The organism is Pseudomonas sp. AC112 (genome assembly GCF_979253545.1).
Map to the genome: position 1 here is coordinate 4,671,981 of NZ_CEEDCM010000001.1, position 14,915 is coordinate 4,686,895.

At 61.4% G+C, this 14,915-nt stretch carries 15 protein-coding genes and 1 tRNA gene; 13 read left to right on the top strand and 3 right to left on the bottom strand.

All coding sequences use genetic code 11. From position 1 onward, the window contains the following. The first annotated feature begins 5 nt into the window (after positions 1-5). From AC0IYN_RS21790 to AC0IYN_RS21810, 5 genes are all read left to right on the top strand, one after another. A complete protein-coding gene (locus AC0IYN_RS21790; RefSeq protein WP_457247475.1) occupies positions 6-1,592 on the top strand; it encodes an ABC transporter substrate-binding protein in 1,587 nt (528 codons plus the stop codon). Between the two features lie 136 nt (positions 1,593-1,728). Next, on the top strand, positions 1,729-2,688 hold the full coding sequence (locus AC0IYN_RS21795) for an ABC transporter permease (protein WP_471843176.1): 960 nt from the start codon (positions 1,729-1,731) through the stop codon (positions 2,686-2,688). A gap of 3 nt (positions 2,689-2,691) precedes the next feature. Further along, a complete protein-coding gene (locus AC0IYN_RS21800; RefSeq protein ID WP_028619646.1) occupies positions 2,692-3,519 on the top strand; it encodes an ABC transporter permease in 828 nt (275 codons plus the stop codon). 2 nt (positions 3,520-3,521) lie between these two features. Next, positions 3,522-5,141, top strand: a complete 1,620-nt coding sequence (locus AC0IYN_RS21805; protein WP_471843179.1) for an ABC transporter ATP-binding protein — start codon at positions 3,522-3,524, stop codon at positions 5,139-5,141. 9 nt (positions 5,142-5,150) lie between these two features. Next, positions 5,151-5,852 (top strand): NAD(P)H-dependent oxidoreductase, encoded by a 702-nt coding sequence (locus AC0IYN_RS21810; RefSeq protein WP_406596335.1) that lies wholly within the window; start codon positions 5,151-5,153, stop codon positions 5,850-5,852. A gap of 122 nt (positions 5,853-5,974) precedes the next feature. On the opposite strand, the gene AC0IYN_RS21815 is transcribed toward AC0IYN_RS21810, so the two are convergent. Next, positions 5,975-7,054 carry a 3-deoxy-7-phosphoheptulonate synthase gene (locus AC0IYN_RS21815; protein ID WP_471843181.1) on the bottom strand — a complete coding sequence of 360 codons (1,080 nt, stop codon included), beginning with the start codon at positions 7,052-7,054 and terminating at the stop codon, positions 5,975-5,977. Between the two features lie 610 nt (positions 7,055-7,664). On the opposite strand from AC0IYN_RS21815, the gene AC0IYN_RS21820 reads away from it, so the two are divergent. Together AC0IYN_RS21820 and AC0IYN_RS21825 are read left to right on the top strand one after the other, a co-directional pair. Then, positions 7,665-8,414, top strand: a complete 750-nt coding sequence (locus AC0IYN_RS21820; protein WP_457247471.1) for a carbon-nitrogen hydrolase family protein — start codon at positions 7,665-7,667, stop codon at positions 8,412-8,414. Then, the gene (locus AC0IYN_RS21825) at positions 8,415-8,846 is read left to right on the top strand and encodes a GNAT family N-acetyltransferase (protein ID WP_457238703.1); all 432 of its coding nucleotides are present in this window, start codon (positions 8,415-8,417) and stop codon (positions 8,844-8,846) included. It abuts the gene before it with no gap. Between the two features lie 35 nt (positions 8,847-8,881). Here AC0IYN_RS21825 and AC0IYN_RS21830 read toward each other — a convergent pair whose 3' ends face one another. Then, positions 8,882-9,121 carry a DNA-binding protein gene (locus AC0IYN_RS21830; RefSeq protein WP_078049181.1) on the bottom strand — a complete coding sequence of 80 codons (240 nt, stop codon included), beginning with the start codon at positions 9,119-9,121 and terminating at the stop codon, positions 8,882-8,884. Between the two features lie 82 nt (positions 9,122-9,203). Between AC0IYN_RS21830 and AC0IYN_RS21835 the strand changes: the two genes are divergently transcribed. From AC0IYN_RS21835 to AC0IYN_RS21860, 6 genes are all read left to right on the top strand, one after another. Beyond that, entirely contained in the window at positions 9,204-9,569 is a 366-nt protein-coding gene (locus AC0IYN_RS21835) for a helix-turn-helix domain-containing protein (protein ID WP_406596339.1), read from the top strand. Positions 9,570-9,720: 151 nt separating this feature from the next. Continuing rightward, positions 9,721-10,362 (top strand): response regulator transcription factor GacA, encoded by a 642-nt coding sequence (gene gacA / locus AC0IYN_RS21840; RefSeq protein WP_010211277.1) that lies wholly within the window; start codon positions 9,721-9,723, stop codon positions 10,360-10,362. A 1-nt stretch (position 10,363) separates the two neighbouring features. Next, a complete protein-coding gene (gene uvrC, locus AC0IYN_RS21845; protein WP_078049179.1) occupies positions 10,364-12,187 on the top strand; it encodes an excinuclease ABC subunit UvrC in 1,824 nt (607 codons plus the stop codon). Between the two features lie 32 nt (positions 12,188-12,219). After that, positions 12,220-12,780 (top strand): CDP-diacylglycerol--glycerol-3-phosphate 3-phosphatidyltransferase, encoded by a 561-nt coding sequence (gene pgsA / locus AC0IYN_RS21850; protein ID WP_099492790.1) that lies wholly within the window; start codon positions 12,220-12,222, stop codon positions 12,778-12,780. A gap of 63 nt (positions 12,781-12,843) precedes the next feature. Next, a tRNA-Gly gene (locus tag AC0IYN_RS21855) sits at positions 12,844-12,919 on the top strand. A gap of 473 nt (positions 12,920-13,392) precedes the next feature. Beyond that, positions 13,393-13,704: a YdcA family protein gene (locus tag AC0IYN_RS21860; RefSeq protein ID WP_406596452.1), complete on the top strand. Its 312-nt coding sequence runs from the start codon at positions 13,393-13,395 to the stop codon at positions 13,702-13,704. Between the two features lie 108 nt (positions 13,705-13,812). On the opposite strand, the gene AC0IYN_RS21865 is transcribed toward AC0IYN_RS21860, so the two are convergent. Continuing rightward, positions 13,813-14,856 carry an LLM class flavin-dependent oxidoreductase gene (locus AC0IYN_RS21865; RefSeq protein WP_471843186.1) on the bottom strand — a complete coding sequence of 348 codons (1,044 nt, stop codon included), beginning with the start codon at positions 14,854-14,856 and terminating at the stop codon, positions 13,813-13,815. Positions 14,857-14,915: the final 59 nt, after the last annotated feature.

Consider the following 14,915-nt stretch of genomic DNA (forward strand, 5'->3'; position numbering starts at 1 on the left):
AGACCATGAGCGAAAACAACAACAAAATGACTCAAGCGATGCACCGCCGCGACTTCCTCAAACACAGCGCCGTGGCCGGCGCGGTGGCCGCGGCGTTTTCCATGGGCTTGCCGTTGCAGGCGTTTGCCGCAGATGCTACGCCCAAACCGGGCGGCGTGCTGCGCCTGGGCCTGGCCGGTGGCAGCACCACCGATTCCCGGGATCCGGGTTCCTGGGTCGATACCTTCACCTTTGTCGGGTTCTCGGCGGTGTACAACACCCTCACGGAAATCGCGGTGGACGGCAGCGCGATTCCTGAGCTGGCCGAGCGCTTTGAATCCACGCCCGATGCGCGGGTGTGGACCTTCCACCTGCGTCCTGGCGTAACCTTCCATAACGGTAAAAGTCTGACCGCCGAAGACGTGGTGGCCTCGATCAACCATCACCTGGACGCCAAGTCCACCTCGGCGGCCAAGACCGTATTGGGTGATGTCGCCAGCGTGAGCGCCAAGGGCAGCGATGCGGTGGTGTTCGAACTGCATTCAGGCAATGCCGACTTCGCCTACGTCGTCGCCGATTACCACCTGGTGATCATGCCCGCCAAGGACGGCGTGGCTGACTGGCAAGCCGGCGTGGGCACCAGTGGCTATCGCCTGAAAAGCTTCGAGCCCGGCGTGCGCATGGACCTGGAGCGCAACCCCGACTACTGGAAACCCGGCCGCGCGCACTTCGCCAGTGCCGAATTGCTCGCCATCGCCGACGGCGCCGCGCGGGTCAATGCGTTGGTCACCGGGCAGGTGGATGTGATCAACAAGGTCGACCTGAAAACCGTGGCACTGCTCAAGCGCAACCCCGGCTTGGTGATTGAAGAAACCAAGGGCGCGCAGCACTACACCTTCCCGATGCTGTGCGACAGCAATGAGTTCAAGAACAACGACATCCGCATGGCGATGAAGCACGCGATCAACCGCGAGACGCTTCTGGCTTCGGTGCTGCATGGCTATGGCCTGGTGGGCAACGACCATCCGATCCAGCCGGGCAGCCGGTTTATCAACAGCGCCCTTGAGCAACGTGCCTACGACCCGGACAAGTCGCGCTTCTACCTGCGCCAGGCCGGTGTGGAGTCGCTCAAGGTACGCCTGCAGGCCTCCGACGCCGCCTACACCGGCGCGGTGGATGCCTCGGTGTTGTTCAAGGAACAGGCACGCCAGGCCGGCATCGACATCGATGTGGTACGCGAACCGGCCGACGGGTTCTTCTCCAATGTGTGGATGAAGCAACCGTTCACCACCTCCTTCTGGTACAGCAGCCTGACCGCCGACCGCATGTTCAGCATCGGCTACGCCAAAGGCGCGGCCTGGAATGAAACCCACTGGGACAACCCGCGCTTCAACCAACTGCTCAACGCCGCCCGTGGCGAGATGAACGCGCCGCTGCGCCAGGAGATGTACAACGAAATGCAGGCGCTGTGCCGGGATGACGGCGGCGCGATTGTGCCGCTGTTTGCCAGCTCGGTGGCGGCGCGTTCGAACCGGGTCAACCATGGACCGCTGACGGCGCCTTATGGCGAGTTGGATGGGTTGCGGTTGATCGAGCGGTGGTGGCAGGCCTGACCCTTGTGGGAGCCGGCTTGCCGGCGATGGCGGACCGGAAGTTCGCAGTGATGGCGCTGGCCTCATCGCTGGCAAGCCAGCTCCTACATTAGGACGGTGATGTCTTTGAACGCGTGCCCAGTCAAGGAATCGCACGATGAATAGCTTGTTGAAACTGGTCCTCCAACGCCTGGCCCTCGGCGTGCTGTCGTTGTTCGCCGTGTCGGTGATCATCTTTCTCGCCGTGGGCATGCTGCCGGGGGATATTGCCCAGGCCATGCTCGGCCAGTCTGCCACCCCGGAAACCGTGGCGGCGTTCCGTGCGCAACTCGGCCTGGATTTGCCGCCGCCCACGCGGTTTGCGCAATGGTTGCTGCGGCTGCTGCACGGTGATCTGGGTGCATCCCTGGCGAACCAGCGACCCATCGCCGAGCTGATCGGCGCGCGTCTGGGCAACACCCTGAGCCTGGCCGCACTCGCAGCGTTGGTCTCGGTGCCCACGGCGCTGGTGCTGGGCATGCTGGCGGCGCTGTACCGTAACAGCTGGTTCGATCGCCTGCTCAATACCTCGGCGTTGAGCGCGGTGTCGTTCCCGGAGTTCTTTGTGGCCTACCTGCTGATCCTGGTGTTCTCGGTGAAACTCGGCTGGTTCCCCAGTCTGTCCAACCTGGCGCCGGATGCCACCTTTGGCACGATCCTGGAACGCTCGGTACTGCCGGTGGCGACCCTGAGCCTGGTGGTGATCGCGCAGATGATGCGCATGACCCGCGCGTCCCTGATCAACCTGCTCGCCAGCCCGTATATCGAAATGGCTCGCCTGAAGGGCATCAGTCAATCGCGGATTATCTGGCGGCATGCACTGCCCAACGCGCTGGCGCCGATCGTCAACGTGGTCGCGCTGAACCTGGCGTATCTGGTGGTGGGGGTGGTGGTGGTCGAAGTGGTGTTTGTCTATCCGGGCCTCGGTCAGTTGCTGGTGGACTCGGTGTCCAAGCGTGACATCCCGGTGGTGCAGGCCTGCAGCCTGATCTTTGCCGCGACCTACATCCTGCTCAATACCGGGGCGGACGTGTTGTCCATCGCCAGCAACCCACGCCTGATGCATCCCAAGGGGTAGCCCATGAACCTGTTGAGCCAAGTGGCCCGTGCGCCGTTGAGCGCCAAGTTCGGCTTGCTGATTATTCTGTTGTACATCGCGGTGGCTGTGTTTGCGCCGTTGCTGGCGCCCTATGGCGAAACCCAGGTGGTGGGCGAGGGCTTTGCGCCCTGGAGCGGCCAGTTCCTGCTGGGCACCGATAACCTGGGGCGCGACATGTTCAGCCGTTTGGTCTACGGCGCGCGCAACACGCTGGGCATTGCCTTCCTGACAACGACGCTGGCGTTTTTGCTGGGTGGCTTGAGCGGCTTGGTGGCGGCGATCAAAGGCGGTTGGATTGACCAGGGTTTGTCGCGGGTGGTGGATGTGCTCATGGCCATTCCGCAGCTGATCTTTGCCTTGCTGATTCTGAGCGTGGTGGGCACCAACGCCACGTCACTGGTACTGGTGATTGCGTTGCTGGATTCGACCCGGGTGTTTCGCCTCTCGCGTGCCGTGGCAATGACCGTGGTGGTGCAGGACTTTGTCGAGGCCGCCCGCCTGCGCGGTGAAGGCTTGTGGTGGCTGGTCACCCGCGAAGTATTGCCCAACGCCGCCGCGCCGCTGATTGCCGAATTCGGCCTGCGCTTCTGCTTTGTGTTCCTGTTTATCAGCGCGTTGTCGTTCCTCGGCCTGGGCATCCAGCCGCCCACCGCCGACTGGGGCAGCATGGTGCGCGACAACGCGGTGTTGATCACCTTCGGCGACATCAGCCCGTTGCTGCCGGCCCTGGCGGTGGCGTTGATCACCGTCAGCGTGAATTTTGTCGTCGACTGGATGCTGCATAAGTCCAGCGGCCTGAAGGAGTGTTGAGGATGGACAAGCCACTGCTGGAAATCCGCAACCTGCAGATCGAAGGGCATTACGAAGACGCCTGGCACCCGCTGATCAAGGGCATCGACCTGACCTTGCAGCGCGGTGAAGTATTGGGGCTGATCGGCGAGTCGGGTGCGGGTAAATCCACGCTCGGTCTGGCAGCGATGGGCTACGCGCGGGACGGTTGCCGCATCACCGGCGGCTCGGTGTGTTTTGACGGCATCCAGTTGCTGCAGGCCAAGCCCGAAGCGCTGCGCAAACTGCGTGGCCTGCGTATTGCCTATGTGGCACAGAGCGCGGCGGCGTCGTTCAACCCGGCGCATCGCCTGATTGACCAACACGTCGAAACGGCGGTAATCAACGGCGGTATTGACCGCGCTCAGGCTGAACGCGAAGCGGTCGAACTGTACCGCATACTGCGCCTGCCCAACCCGGAAACCATCGGCCAACGTTATCCCCATCAAGTCTCCGGTGGGCAGTTGCAGCGGGTCATGACAGCGATGGCCATGGCCTGTCACCCGGACCTGATTATCTTCGACGAACCCACCACGGCCCTCGACGTCACCACCCAGATCGAAGTACTGGCAGCCATCCGCGACGCGGTAAAAACCTTTGGCAGCGCCGCGTTGTACATCAGTCATGACCTGGCGGTGGTGGCACAGATGGCCGACCGCATCATGGTGCTGCGCCATGGCAAGCTGGTGGAAGAGGCCGATACCCGCAGCATGCTCAGCCAGCCGCAGCAGGATTACACCAAGTCGCTGTGGGCAGTGCGCAGTTTTCGCACCGAGCCCAAGGCGTGTCCGGTCCAGCAAGTGCCGCTGTTGGATGTGCAGCGGGTGAGCGCCAGTTATGGGCATCAACCGGTGCTGCATGAAGTGTCGATGAAGCTCTATCGCGGCCAGACCCTGGCGGTGATCGGCGAGTCCGGCAGTGGCAAAAGCTCCACGGCGCGTTTGATCACCGGTTTGCTGCCGGCAACGGCGGGGCAGGTGATGTATGACGGTGCGCCCTTGCCCGTGGACTTTCGAAAGCGCAGCAAGGAGCAACTGCGACGTATCCAGATGATCTATCAAATCCCGGACACCGCGCTGAACCCGCGTCAGCGCATCGTCGACATCATCGGGCGCCCGCTCACGTTTTACCTGGGCCTCAAGGGCAAGGCCCTGCGCGCGCGGGTCGCCGAGTTGCTGGAGATGATCGAGTTGGACCCGGCGGTGTTCATGGAGCGCCAACCGCGCGAACTGTCCGGCGGCCAGAAACAGCGGATTTGCATCGCCCGCGCGCTGGCGGCCGACCCGCAACTGATCATCTGCGACGAAGTCACCTCGGCCCTCGATCAACTGGTAGCCGAGGGCGTGCTGAAGTTGCTCAACCGCCTCCAACAGCAATTGGACGTGGCCTACCTGTTTATCACCCACGACGTGGCCACCGTGCGCGCGATTGCCGACGAGGTGGTGGTGATGCAGCGGGGCAGGGTGGTGGATCAGGGCAGCCGCAACGCGATTTTTACCCCGCCGTACCAGGACTACACCGGCCTGCTGTTTTCATCGGAGCCGGAAATGGACCCGGACTGGCTCGATCACTTGCTGGCCCAACGGGCAGCGCACACCGTTTGAGGAGCTTGTATGAAGGTTTTGATTGTTCACGCCCACCCTGAGCCGCAGTCGTTTACCGCTGCCTTGCGCGACCAGGCGGTCGCCACGCTGGAGCGCCAGGGGCATGAGGTTCAGGTCAGTGATTTGTACGCCATGCAGTGGAACCCGGTGGCGTCGGCGGCGGACTTTTCGTCGCGGGAAAATCCCGACTACCTGGTGTATGCCCTGGAGCAGCGCCTGGGGGTGAAAAAGCAGTCGATCGCGGCGGACATCCAGGGCGAATTGGACAAGCTGCTGTGGGCTGATCTGTTGATCCTCAACTTTCCGATCTTCTGGTTCTCGGCGCCGGCGATGCTCAAGGGCTGGATTGACCGGGTGCTGGTGTCGGGCGTGTGTTACGGCGGCAAGCGCTTTTACGATCAGGGTGGGCTGGCGGGCAAGCGTGCGCTGGTCACGGTGACCCTGGGCGGGCGCGAGCATATGTTTGGTGAAGGCGCGATTCACGGACCGCTGGAGGATATGTTGCGGCCGATTCTGCGCGGGACGCTGGCGTATGTGGGCTATGACGTGCTGGCGCCGTTTGTGGCATGGCATGTGCCGTACATCAGTGCCGAGGCACGGCAGGATTTCCTGGTGGGGTATGAGCAACGGCTGCAAGGGCTGGCGGATGAGCAGCCCTTGGTGTTTCCGAAGCTTGAGCAGTTTGATGAGGCGCTGTATCCCCTGTCGTGAGCCAAACACTGATCAAATGTGGGAGCTGGCTTGCCTGCGATAACAGTACATCAGCTACAGATTTGTAGCCTGACACTGCGCCATCGCAGGCAAGCCAGCTCCCACATTTAGATCTCGACCAATCAGTTGGTTTTGTGTTGTTGGCGCAAACGCTCGGCCGCACTGCGCAGCAATTGCTCGGTGCTATCCCAGCCCAGGCAGCCGTCGGTCACGGACACGCCGTATTTCATCGACGCGCTCAGCGGCTGGCAGCCTTCGAACAGGTGGCTTTCGAGCATCATGCCGATCAGCGAGGTGTCGCCCTGCAGGCGCTGTTCCAGTACTTCGTTGAACACCGTCGGTTGACGCAACGGGTCCTTGCCGCTGTTGGCGTGGCTGCAATCGACCATGACCCGCGCCGCCACCTTGGACTTGGCCAGGTCGTGCTTCACCTGCGCCACGCTCTGCGCATCGTAGTTCGGCCCACGGTGACCGCCGCGCAGCACCAGGTGCGTGTCGGGGTTGCCCGGGGTCTGGATAATCGCCGGGTGGCCCTGGCTGTCGACGCCGAAATGGCGGTGCGGGTGAGAGGCCGAGCGCATCGCGTCGCAGGCAATCGCCACGCCGCCGTCGGTGCCGTTCTTGAAGCCCACGGGCATGCCCAGGCCGCTGGCCATCTCGCGGTGGATCTGCGATTCGGTGGTGCGCGCACCAATCGCGACCCAACTGAGCAGGTCATCGAAGTAGCCGGCGGCCATCGGTTGCAGCAGTTCAGTGGCGACCGGCAGACCCAGGCGCAGCATTTCGCGCATCAGTTCGCGGGACAGCGTGAGGCCGGCGGCCATGTCATCGCTGCCATCCAGGTGCGGGTCGTAGGCCAGGCCTTTCCAGCCGATGGTGGTGCGCGGTTTTTCGACGTAGGCACGGATCACCAGCAGCATCTGGTCGCTGACTTCCAGCGCGAGCTTTCTCAGGTTGCGTGCGTATTCCATGGCCGATTCCGGGTCGTGGATCGAGCACGGGCCGACGATCACCAGCAAACGCGAATCTTCGCCATTGAGGATGGCGCGCACGGCGTGGCGATGGGCGTGGACTTGTTCGTTGAGGAAGGGGCTGAGCGGCAGCTTGAGCTTTAAATCCAGGGAACTGGGCAGACGCTGGGTCAGGGCTTCATTGGCACTGGTGAGGGCAGAAACGGGCAGAGCGGCGGTGGCAGAGTTCATATTCAAGGCTTCCTGGGCAAGCGGCGGGCAGTTCCCGCGCGCTTTGCCCTACTGGGGTGTTCGACAATTGGCCGTGTTGGCTACGTGTGTTGGCTTGCCACCAAGAGGTGACCGATCGGAGGCGGCAGGCTGTCCCGAGCGGAGCTGGCTAAATCGCCAGGCGGTGGAGGTGTCGTAGCGGTAATAAGTGGCGTAGTTCATGTCGTGTGTCCTTTAAGTGTTCTGCAAAATGGATAGAGGCCTGAAAAAACAAAACCCCCGGTCGGGGAGCCGACCGGGGGTTTAGATTTCTCTGGTAGGCGACCCCTTGAGTAGTGGCCGCCGATTTCAGGTATCAGGCGCGCCAGTGGCTAAACCAATACCCAAAATAAAAGCTTACCGCTGCGCTCGAACCGCTCACACGGGTAGCCGACACCGAGCGCGAGGCGCTGGCAGCAGGGCAAACCTGAGTGTGGGTGAGTTGCAACATGGTAGGTCTCCAAATGATGGGGGGAGCTTACTAGAGGCATGCAGGAGGATTCAATCAGTAATTTCTATCGCGCACCGACCTCAACCGCTATGGGTCGAGATATGCTTGTAGGCACTTGATGATGATTGCTTGGACGCGACCATGACTGCCCTGACCCTTGCTGCTGCCCAAACCCTTTCCATCGCGGGCGACCTGCCGGCCAATATCGAACGCCACCTGGCATTCATGCAAGCGGCTGCCGGCCATGGCGTGCAAGTGCTGGTGTTTCCGGAGCTGTCGTTGACCGGGTACGAACCGTCATTGGCGGCAGGCTTGGCGATTGCGCCTGACGACCCTGTGTTGACGCCCCTGCGGGACATGGCGCGGGAACTGAGGCTGACGGCGGTGGTGGGGATGCCCATCCGCCTGGCGCCTGAAGGGGGAGTGTTGATCGGTGCGTTGGTGTTGGCCGCGGATGGCTCCGTGGCGGTCTACACCAAACAGCATTTGCATCCTGGCGAAGAACTGGCATTTGTCGCGGGGCAGGGTGGCGCGGCCCTGGAACGGGGCAGCGATCGAATTGCGCTGGCGGTGTGCGCGGACTTCACCCATGCCAGCCATCCGCGTCTCGCGGCTGAGGCCGGCGCCACGGTTTACGCCGCCGGCGTGTTGATCAGCGCGGGCGGCTACGCCACAGACAGCGCGTTGCTCCAGGGCTATGCGGCCGAGCATGGCCTGCTGGTGTTGATGGCCAACCATGGTGGCCCATCCGGTGGTTATGTGTGCGCCGGTCGCAGCGCTATCTGGACGGCTGACGGCGGTTTACTCGCCGCCTCCCCTGGTGTCGGCGAGGCGCTGGTGATTGCCCGTCGCGAGGGCGGGCAGTGGGCCGGCCAAGTGGCTGCTGTCTGAATGGCGTTCCATCTGCGCGCGGCGACAGACCAGGACCTGCCGTTTGCACGAAGCCTGACCTTTGCCGCCATGAGCCGTTACTACCGGCAATACGGCCTGGTGTGGTCCAACGATGGCTTCGACGTCGCCTGGGCGGGCCGCGAGAACTGGCTGGTCTGCAACGAGGATGGGGTGATGGGCTTTATCAGTTTGAGCCGCGACAGCCGAGCGCTCTATATCCGCGAGTTGCATATGCTCGAGGCCTGTCGTGGGCTGGGCGCTGGCAGTTGGGTGTTGGAGCAGATGGCACTCAAGGCTCAGGCCCTGGGCTTGTTGCGCCTAACCGTGTTCAAGACCAATCCGGCGAGGAGGCTCTATCAGCGCCGCGGGTTGAGCATTGTCGGTGAGGAAGACTGCTTCTGGCGCATGGAGCGCGTCTGCCCTTCAAGCTAAACCATGCATCTGACGCTAATAAGCGCATACTGGCTTCAGGAAATGACTTCCTGAGCGTTGTGCTGGCTATCGGCCTCAGCAAGGATGATCCCTTCTTTCATGCCCAACAGGACCGCCACCTTGTGGGCCTCTCCACGCCGTCCCTTTTTGCGCCCAGCGAGCACTTGATAGGTGGTTGCCGGATCAACGCCATGTTCACGAGCGAACGCTTGAACTGACTTGCCTTGATGTTCCAGCCAGGCCTTGGCTTGTGCAGCAGTACGGATTCCGGGCATAGTTCAAAACCGTTCAAGTTCGTTTAACAATGAGATGAGAGTGTCACCTCTTGGGGTGTGCCAAATAGGATCATACATCCAAATGAGTGGAATCGGTTCGCGTTTGAGGCAAGAGAGAGAGCGACTTGGCCTGTCGCAAAAAGTGTTTGGTGAAATAGGAGGCGTTGAAGCCAACGCGCAAGGTAAATACGAAAGCGGAGGACGAGCACCCAAGGCCGACTACTTGTCGCGTGTGGCCGAAAAGGGAGTAGATGTGTTGTACGTGCTGACCGGTGTGACTACGCCGATCCAACTGGAAAACCTTAGCCAGATCGAAGAAAAGGTGCTGGGTGACTACCGCGCAATGTTCAAGGAAGACCAGGCTGCGATCCGCCGCTTGACGTCAACCCTGGCCGAGCACTCCGTTTTGCATAACGGGAAAATCAAGCCGCAGCCCCAGGATTCCTGACCCGCTGCCCAACAAATACAGCCGTTCACCCCTTGGTGGGCGGCCACTGTGTGTTCAAACGCTATATATATGACGCTTGCAGCTAGGTCTGCGCCTCGGTTTTTTGCTAAGGTGTTCAGCAACCTATAAGACCATATCGCGAGGTGTCTGCTTGATTAGGGTGCTAGTAGTCGATGACCATGATCTCGTTCGTACAGGCATTACACGAATGCTGGCTGACATCGATGGCCTGCAAGTAGTCGGCCAGGCCGAATCGGGTGAAGAGTCCCTGATCAAGGCCCGGGAGTTGAAACCCGATGTGGTGCTGATGGACGTCAAGATGCCTGGTATCGGCGGTCTTGGCGCCACGACCAAACTGTTGCGCAGCCATCCCGACATCAAAGTCGTGGTGGTGACCGTGTGTGAAGAAGACCCGTTCCCGACTCGCCTGTTGCAGGCGGGCGCAGCCGGTTACCTGACCAAAGGCGCAGGCCTGGCCGAGATGGTGCAAGCCATCCGCCTGGTGTTTGCCGGCCAGCGCTACATCAGTCCACAGATTGCCCAGCAATTGGCCATCAAATCTTTCCAGCCCGTCAGCGACTCGCCGTTCGATGTGCTGTCGGAGCGGGAAATCCAGATCGCCTTGATGATCGTCGGTTGCCAGAAGGTGCAGACGATCTCCGACAAGCTGTGCCTGTCGCCCAAGACCGTCAACACCTACCGCTATCGCATTTTCGAGAAGCTCGCCATCAGCAGTGATGTTGAATTGACCCTGCTCGCAGTGCGCCACGGCATGGTGGACGCCAGCGCCTGACATGACCACACCGTTTGATCCAAGTGCCTTCCTCTCGACCTGCAGTGGCCGCCCCGGCGTGTACCGCATGTTCGACAGCGAGGCACGCCTGCTCTATGTCGGCAAGGCCAAGAACCTGAAAAACCGCCTGGCGAGCTACTTTCGCAAGAGCGGTCTCGCGCCCAAGACCGCGGCGCTGGTGGCGCGTATCGCCCAGGTCGAAACCACCATTACCGCCAATGAAACCGAAGCGCTGCTGCTCGAGCAGACGCTGATCAAGGAATGGCGGCCGCCCTACAACATCCTGCTGCGCGACGATAAATCCTACCCTTACGTGTTTTTGTCCGACGGCAACTTCCCACGCCTGAGCATTCACCGGGGCGCAAAGAAGCAGAAGGGCAAGTACTTCGGCCCCTATCCGAGCGCCGGCGCGATCCGGGAAAGCCTGAGCCTGCTGCAAAAGACTTTTTTTGTGCGCCAGTGCGAAGACAGCTTCTACAAGAACCGCACGCGGCCATGCCTGCAATACCAGATCAAGCGCTGCAAGGCGCCGTGCGTCGGCCTGGTCGAGCCGGCCGAGTATGCCGAGGATGTACGGCATTCGGTGATGTTCCTCGAAGGGCGCAGCAATGCCCTCACCGACGAGCTTTCCGGCGCCATGGAGCAAGCCGCCAGCACCCTGGACTTCGAGCGCGCCGCTGAGCTGCGCGACCAGATCTCGCTGCTGCGCCGGGTGCAGGATCAACAGAGCATGGAAGGCGGCAGCGGTGACGTGGATGTCATCGCGGCCTTCGTCAATCCGGGCGGCGCCTGTGTGCACCTGATCAGCGTGCGGGGCGGGCGGGTACTGGGCAGCAAGAACTTCTTTCCGCAGACCGGTATCGATGAGGAAGTGGCCGAAGTCATGGCGGCCTTCCTTGGGCAGTACTACGTCAGCAGCCCCGAGCGCGACCTGCCGTCGGAACTGATCGTCAATGTGGTGCATGAAGACTTCCCCACGCTGATCGAGGCGATCCACGAACTGCGCGGCCGCGAGCTGGACATCAGCCACCGCGTACGCGGCACCCGCGCGCGGTGGCAGCAACTGGCGGTGACCAATGCCGAACAGGCCCTGGGCGCGCGGCTGGCCAATCGACAGCACGTCGCCGCACGTTTTGATGCCCTGGCCGAAGTCCTTAACCTGGACGAGCCACCGCAGCGCCTGGAGTGCTATGACATCAGCCACTCCAGCGGCGAGGCCACGGTGGCGTCCTGCGTGGTATTCGGGCCGGAAGGGCCGATCAAATCCGATTACCGGCGCTATAACATCGAAGGCGTCACCGCCGGCGATGACTACGCGGCCATGCACCAGGCCCTGACCCGGCGTTTCAGCAAGTTGAAGGACGGTGAGGGCAAGTTGCCCGATATCCTGCTGGTCGACGGCGGCAAGGGCCAGTTATCCATGGCCCGCGACGTGCTCAACGAGCTGGCGGTGCCCGACCTGATCCTGCTTGGCGTGGCCAAGGGCGCCACGCGCAAGGCCGGTTTCGAGACGTTGTACTTGAATGATGCCGCCCATGAGTTCACCTTGAAGGGCGACTCACCTGCGCTGCACTTGATCCAGCAGATCCGCGACGAAGCCCACCGTTTCGCCATTACCGGCCACCGCGCCCGGCGTGGCAAAACCCGGCGAACCTCAACCCTGGAAGGGGTGGCGGGGGTTGGGCCGACACGGCGTCGCGACTTGCTTAAACATTTTGGTGGCTTGCAGGAGCTGTCCCGTGCCAGCATTGACGAAATAGCCAAAGCACCCGGTATCAGTAAAAAGCTCGCTGAGTTGATTTATGCGAATCTGCATAGCGAATAGAATGCCTTTCCACCTCGTAGCCAGTTGTGCCGATGAATATCCCTAATCTGATCACCGTTCTACGCGTCCTGCTTATTCCGATTTTTATCCTGTTGTTCTATTTGCCGTATGAATGGAGCTACGCGGCCTCCAGTTCGGTGTTCGCCTTCGCGGCCGCCACCGACTGGCTCGACGGTTACCTGGCCCGCCGCCTGGAACAGAGCACGCCGTTCGGCGCGTTCCTCGACCCGGTGGCCGACAAACTCATGGTCGCCGTCGCCCTGGTCCTGCTGGTGCAGGAACACGGCAACCTGTGGTTGACCCTGCCGGCCGCCGTGATCATCGGCCGCGAGATCGTGGTCTCGGCCCTGCGCGAATGGATGGCCGAAATCGGCGCGCGTGCCCACGTTGCCGTCTCCAACATGGGCAAATGGAAAACCGCTGCGCAGATGCTAGCGCTGGTTATCCTGTTGGCCAACCCGTCGGACTTCACCTTCTGGGTCCTGCTGGGCTACGCCTTGCTGCTCATTGCTGCGGGCCTGACGTTGTGGTCCATGCTCCAGTATCTGCGCGCCGCCTGGCCGCATCTGCGCACCACCGTTGAAAAGAAATAAAACTTTTTTGAATCAAGGGGTTGACGGGTTCTGATAATTCTATAGAATGCGCATCACCAAGACGCGGGAATAGCTCAGTTGGTAGAGCACGACCTTGCCAAGGTCGGGGTCGCGAGTTCGAGTCTCGTTTCCCGCTCCAAACACAAAGAAAAAGCCACTCTAACGAGTGGCTTTTTTTTGCCTGCGATTTGGCCTTTTTTACTCAGGCCTTCAGTTCAACCCCGCCTTCGATTTGCCCGCCAATCATCGGTGAGTGGCGTGCGTTGTCGCGTAGGTATCCAGTGCTATCAGTGCAGGCACGTCGTCCGGCGCTGCCGGGCGGGTTTGCCATTGCATATTCATTGGGCGCTTTATCCTTGGCTCTAGTCGGTGTTGGTGTTCCCTGCAGGCGATTCAATTCGCCGTCGACCGCGAATGGCTCACGTGGTGCGCCCATTTGGCCATACAGGAAGCGAATAGCCGAAATGCCATGCGCCGCGTCTGACCAATTTCACTTGCCCTTAAAGATAGGTGCGTCGTAAAGATCAACGGGCTATTTTCAAAGCGAAACAAACGCTGATAGCATCTGGCCACTTTTTTTGAGTGTCCGTCATGTCTCGTTCTCATCACCGTATGGTCATGCTGGGTCTTGTGTTGATGCTGTCGAGCAGCCTTGGCTTGGCTGCCAATACGCCTTGCTCCGGTCGCAAGGGTGGAATTGCCGGCTGTGACGGTGACGTGTTCCTATGCAACGACGGCTCCATCAGTGCCTCGAAAAAAAGCTGCACGGCCTACACCGGCAATCGCCAGGCACGGCCCGCGTTGCAACCGCTGCAAGGCCTAAGCGACAGCTGCGGCTGTGGCAGTGGTGCCTACTGCACCGGGCCGCGGGGCGGGGTTTACTGCCTCACGCCTTCCGGGCAGAAAAGTTACCGGCGTCGTTGACGTCATCGCCCGCGCTTGCACCCACCCAGGCTTCACGCCCTGCCCGCAGCGCTTCGATCTACACATTGGCTGAGTGCACAGCAGGCCGCCGTGCACTTCGCCGCACGCTTAACGGAACGCGGGCACCACGTGCTTGATAAACAGCTCCAGGGATTTTTTCTTCTCGGCGTGGGGCAGGCTGTTATCACACCAGAAGCTGAACTCGTCGACGCCCAGTTCCTGGTAGTACTGGATGCGCGGGATGATTTCTTCCGCTGTACCGATCATCGCGGTCTTGTGCAGGCTTTCCAGTTCGAACTCGGGGCGCCCGATGAATTTCTCTTCCGGGCTTGGGTCGAGGAAGCCGTTGACTGGCACGGCTTTGTTACCGAACCAGGCATCGAAGGTGCGATAGAACTTCGAGATCGCCTTGGCCCCGACTTTCCAGCCTTCGGGGTCATCGACTGCGTGCACGTGGGTGTGGCGCAGCACCATCAATTGCGGGCGCGGCACGTCGGGGTTGTTGTCGAGGGCGGCCTGGAATTTGTTTTTCAGGTCGAGGACTTCTTCGTCGCCCTTCATCAGCGGAGTGACCATCACGTTGCAGCCGTTGGCCACTGCGAAGTTGTGGGAGTCAGGGTCGCGGGCGGCGATCCACATCGGCGGGTTGGGCTGCTGGATCGGCTTGGGTACGCTGGTGGAGGTGGGGAATTTCCAGATATCGCCGTCGTGGGCATAGTCGCCTTTCCACAGGGCGCGCACCACTGGCACCATCTCGCGCAGCGCCTGGCCGCCGCTTGAGGCGGGCATGCCGCCGGCCATGCGGTCGAACTCAACCTGGTAGGCACCCCGGGCAAGGCCGACTTCCATGCGCCCATTGCTGATCACGTCGAGCAGGGCGCATTCGCCCGCCACCCGCAGAGGGTGCCAGAACGGCGCGATGATGGTACCGGCGCCCAGGTGAATGGTGGTGGTCTTGGCCGCGAGGTAAGCCAGAAGCGGCATCGGGCTTGGCGAGATGGTGTATTCCATGGCGTGGTGTTCGCCAATCCACACGGTGCTGAAGCCACCGGCCTCAGCCATCAGGGTCAGTTCGGTCAAGTCTTCGAACAACTGGCGATGGCTGACACTCTCATCCCAACGTTCCATGTGTACGAACAGGGAAAACTTCATGACGCTTACCTCGGATCTATTGTGATCGGCCTGTCGACTGCGGGCCCTTAAGTACTCTC

Coding starts and splice junctions, on each gene's coding strand:
- AC0IYN_RS21790 (WP_457247475.1), top strand. CDS start 6: ATGAGCGAAAACAACAACAAAATGACTCAAGCGATGCACCGCCGCGAC.
- AC0IYN_RS21795 (WP_471843176.1), top strand. CDS start 1,729: ATGAATAGCTTGTTGAAACTGGTCCTCCAACGCCTGGCCCTCGGCGTG.
- AC0IYN_RS21800 (WP_028619646.1), top strand. CDS start 2,692: ATGAACCTGTTGAGCCAAGTGGCCCGTGCGCCGTTGAGCGCCAAGTTC.
- AC0IYN_RS21805 (WP_471843179.1), top strand. CDS start 3,522: ATGGACAAGCCACTGCTGGAAATCCGCAACCTGCAGATCGAAGGGCAT.
- AC0IYN_RS21810 (WP_406596335.1), top strand. CDS start 5,151: ATGAAGGTTTTGATTGTTCACGCCCACCCTGAGCCGCAGTCGTTTACC.
- AC0IYN_RS21815 (WP_471843181.1), bottom strand. CDS start 7,054: ATGAACTCTGCCACCGCCGCTCTGCCCGTTTCTGCCCTCACCAGTGCC.
- AC0IYN_RS21820 (WP_457247471.1), top strand. CDS start 7,665: ATGACTGCCCTGACCCTTGCTGCTGCCCAAACCCTTTCCATCGCGGGC.
- AC0IYN_RS21825 (WP_457238703.1), top strand. CDS start 8,415: ATGGCGTTCCATCTGCGCGCGGCGACAGACCAGGACCTGCCGTTTGCA.
- AC0IYN_RS21830 (WP_078049181.1), bottom strand. CDS start 9,121: ATGCCCGGAATCCGTACTGCTGCACAAGCCAAGGCCTGGCTGGAACAT.
- AC0IYN_RS21835 (WP_406596339.1), top strand. CDS start 9,204: ATGAGTGGAATCGGTTCGCGTTTGAGGCAAGAGAGAGAGCGACTTGGC.
- uvrC (WP_078049179.1), top strand. CDS start 10,364: ATGACCACACCGTTTGATCCAAGTGCCTTCCTCTCGACCTGCAGTGGC.
- pgsA (WP_099492790.1), top strand. CDS start 12,220: ATGAATATCCCTAATCTGATCACCGTTCTACGCGTCCTGCTTATTCCG.
- AC0IYN_RS21860 (WP_406596452.1), top strand. CDS start 13,393: ATGGTCATGCTGGGTCTTGTGTTGATGCTGTCGAGCAGCCTTGGCTTG.
- AC0IYN_RS21865 (WP_471843186.1), bottom strand. CDS start 14,856: ATGAAGTTTTCCCTGTTCGTACACATGGAACGTTGGGATGAGAGTGTC.